Annotated in this window: 3 protein-coding genes and 1 pseudogene; all 4 read right to left on the bottom strand. The window is 38.4% G+C overall.

Annotation, left to right across the window (positions count from 1 at the left end; translation table 11 throughout):
* Window positions 1-79 (bottom strand): annotated as a pseudogene (locus HMPREF1505_RS13420) (ankyrin repeat domain-containing protein); the annotation flags it as partial.
* A gap of 17 nt (window positions 80-96) precedes the next feature.
* On the bottom strand, window positions 97-1518 hold the full coding sequence (locus HMPREF1505_RS03815) for a PAAR-like protein (protein WP_081722924.1): 1422 nt from the start codon (window positions 1516-1518) through the stop codon (window positions 97-99).
* On the bottom strand, window positions 1515-2297 hold the full coding sequence (locus tag HMPREF1505_RS03810; RefSeq protein WP_231480332.1) for a hypothetical protein: 783 nt from the start codon (window positions 2295-2297) through the stop codon (window positions 1515-1517). Before HMPREF1505_RS03810 ends, HMPREF1505_RS03815 begins: the two co-directional genes overlap by 4 nt.
* A gap of 17 nt (window positions 2298-2314) precedes the next feature.
* A partial coding sequence (locus tag HMPREF1505_RS13285) for a phage baseplate assembly protein V (protein ID WP_036922789.1) occupies window positions 2315-2946 on the bottom strand: 632 nt, incomplete at its 5' end.

Raw genomic sequence — 2946 nt, 5'->3', positions numbered from 1 at the left:
GCTTGTAAGGTGCTTCACTGTTAAACATACTGCATGAGGTTAAAATGAGGGATGATAGTAATGCTATAATTTTTTTCATTTTTGTGGATTGTTTCTTTAAAGAATGTTGGCAATAATTGGTCTCCCTAACTCTGCTTCCTCAGCTTGTATTGCTTTGAAGAGTAAAGGGAGGTCGTGTCCTTTAGTAAAATCAAAGCTGTCCAGCGTATTTAACATAATTCTTTCGCCTGCAGCCTTTGGCATTAGAGATAGATTATTACTTGCCATATTTAGGAAATCTTGATTTGAATAATAGGTATGAACCTTAGAAGTATCAGGATTCTTTACTCCATACATTTTATAAGTATTCGGATGAACGCCCGCAGGGCAGAAAGCGTAAGTCTTGCTACCAGTGGCAGCACCTGCAGCTGTTGCTAAACCGCCACCAAGGGAATGACCAGCAATAGTTAGCTGCTTATCCTTTGGCTTATTTCTATTTACCCTCTTTGCTATGTCTATAGATTTCTCATATTGTTCACTTCCCATACCTAATCCCTGCTTCATGTTATCATCAGTCCATTCTTTGCTCCAGTCATGTATTAAATCATTTTCAGGATGGTCAGGGTCACTGTAGGTGCCACGATAAACAAGTACATAATCTCCATTCTTGTCTTTATAGATATCTGCTTTAAAGCCTGTATGTGGGTCGTCAATTTCTTTTGAATCTGTGATTCCTAACTTTTTCATTTCCTCTTCATCCAACTTCTCATACCCATCAAGTTTTTCATCCTTATTCTTAAGCATAGCTTGTTGTTTAGGGCTTAGCCCATCCATAGCCTTGTTCATGTCATAATCATTAGCTTTCTCTTTTGTCATTCGATTATAAGCAAAGTAACTTAAGGCTAACATTTTAGCGGCTTCAGAAAAGTCAGGTTTTATGATAGTTATAAGTCCTCCTTGTATGCAATTCAACATAGCTCCTTCAAGTAAGGCTTTCTGACCACTGATTTTTACGGATGAATGTACTCTTGTCCAAGTAGACATCTTTGTGTATGAAGCACAGATATGTGGCAATATCACATTTTGAATCATCTTTGACATTTTTCCATGCAAGAAAGAGTACATTCCCACTGCACCAAGCATAGCACCGGCAGTACTTCCTACTTGGGCACCTTGAACTGTTGCACTAATCATAGTGCCAACTTTATTAAAGAACCCCATATCCTTGGATGCATCTTTCCCCGCTCGCCAACCTCTCAGTGCACCGACTACTAATCCTGCTAAAGCTCCACCTATTGCGGCTTGCTGACATAGAACAGAGGTAAGGAGAGTCATATTCATCAATACAGTTGAAAGCACACTGATGAAATCTGGCGTCTTATAGCATCCATAACATTCGCCCATTCTGTCATTCTCCGTAGCGAGCAGTTTCCCATTACTACGTTTGACACTGTTCTGGCTTGTCACTTTAATCAAAGCTTGATGTGCACCAAGTGTACAAACAGTGATATCTTTATCTTGTATATATTGCAAACTCATGATCCTGTTCTTTCTATTTTAAATTCTATCTGAGTAATATATGAGTAACCCTCACTTGCTTGCTCATGTATTATCGTTTGTGCAGTGTCGAAGAAATCCAATTGTTTGTCTGAACATAGATATTTAGTCTCTATATGGTATTGGTAGTCAAATACAGCATGATTAGTTAAGGGAAGAATCTCTCTCTTGTATTGTTCTTCTATACTATCTATGTCGTTTATTAGACCTTCGCCTTGTTGTGTCAACTCTAAAACACCATTAGCTAAAGTCTCTTTACCGATTCTTTTTATTTTTGTACTTACCTTATGAGTACTAAACAAAGAAGAAGCAGGGCTAATAGTAAATGATTTTCCCCCACCAAACCATGACCATAATGTATAATAAAGTAAAGAGTCCTTCATTTCGTTCTCGAAAGAATCATAGCCTTCTTTCGATAAAGCCAAGAAATTCTTTATAGAATCGTCAGAACCAAATATCTTTTCTACTTCATCCTTACTTTTTTCCCATGCTTCACCTATTTCTTTTTTATTGCAGATTATAATCTTATCATCATTGCCAAAGTCAAACAAAACCTTATAAGCAGGTTTGTTTATAATGGTGAGCAGTTTAAAAATTTCAGCATTCTCTTCTTGCTTCGGTGCGTCCAAAACCTCTATGAGTATATGTCGTTCAATTGGAAACGACACAGCCCATTTCTGAGTAACAGAATTTTCCACAATAATGCTACCATTCATTAGGAGTTTGGTGGTCTGCGTGATATGATATATTTTCTGCATCATTCATCAAATTAATATTATTAATTAATTTTGACGTCATTATAGCCAGTGATTTTCACATCTCTGTTACTGTTGACATTCACATCTTTGTTACTATTGATATTCACATTTTCAACATTATTAATAGTAACATCTGTGTTAACGATAACTCCCGTATCATCACCATTTGTATTAGATATTTGTGTTACATCAGAAGATATAACTTTTACGACTGGGGAGATTATATCAATTTCACCATCTGTTAGTTGGATATAGGTCGACTCGTTTATGGAGATGCGGACCTTTGTATGTCCAGATAAGTCTATATTACCATCCTTATCCATTCGTAGAACACTGGCGTCTTGACCAACAGTTGTGGTTGCAGATGCTCTGGTAGCTAAAGTTTGGTTACCAGCACCATCAAAGTTCATGCTTACGCCGCCCTTGTCATGCAGCGTGACACTTCCTTTAGAATCATCAAGTTTCAAGGAACTACCTCGACGGCTGGTAAGGCTCTTGCAGTTGTTGCCCTGACCACCGCCACCACCTGTTGTTCCATTAAACAGGCTACCCATAACGTAGGGGCGGGCTGGGTCACCATGGCGGAATCCGAGGAGAACTTGGTCGCCTACCTCTGGGATAAATACAAAACCGCGGTTGCTCTTTACGTCAC

Origin of the sequence: Prevotella sp. ICM33 (assembly GCF_000517825.1) — a bacterium.
GTDB classification, from domain to species: domain Bacteria; phylum Bacteroidota; class Bacteroidia; order Bacteroidales; family Bacteroidaceae; genus Prevotella; species Prevotella melaninogenica.
The sequence above is the reverse complement of the archived record's forward strand: the minus strand, read 5'-3'. Positions and strand labels throughout refer to the sequence as shown.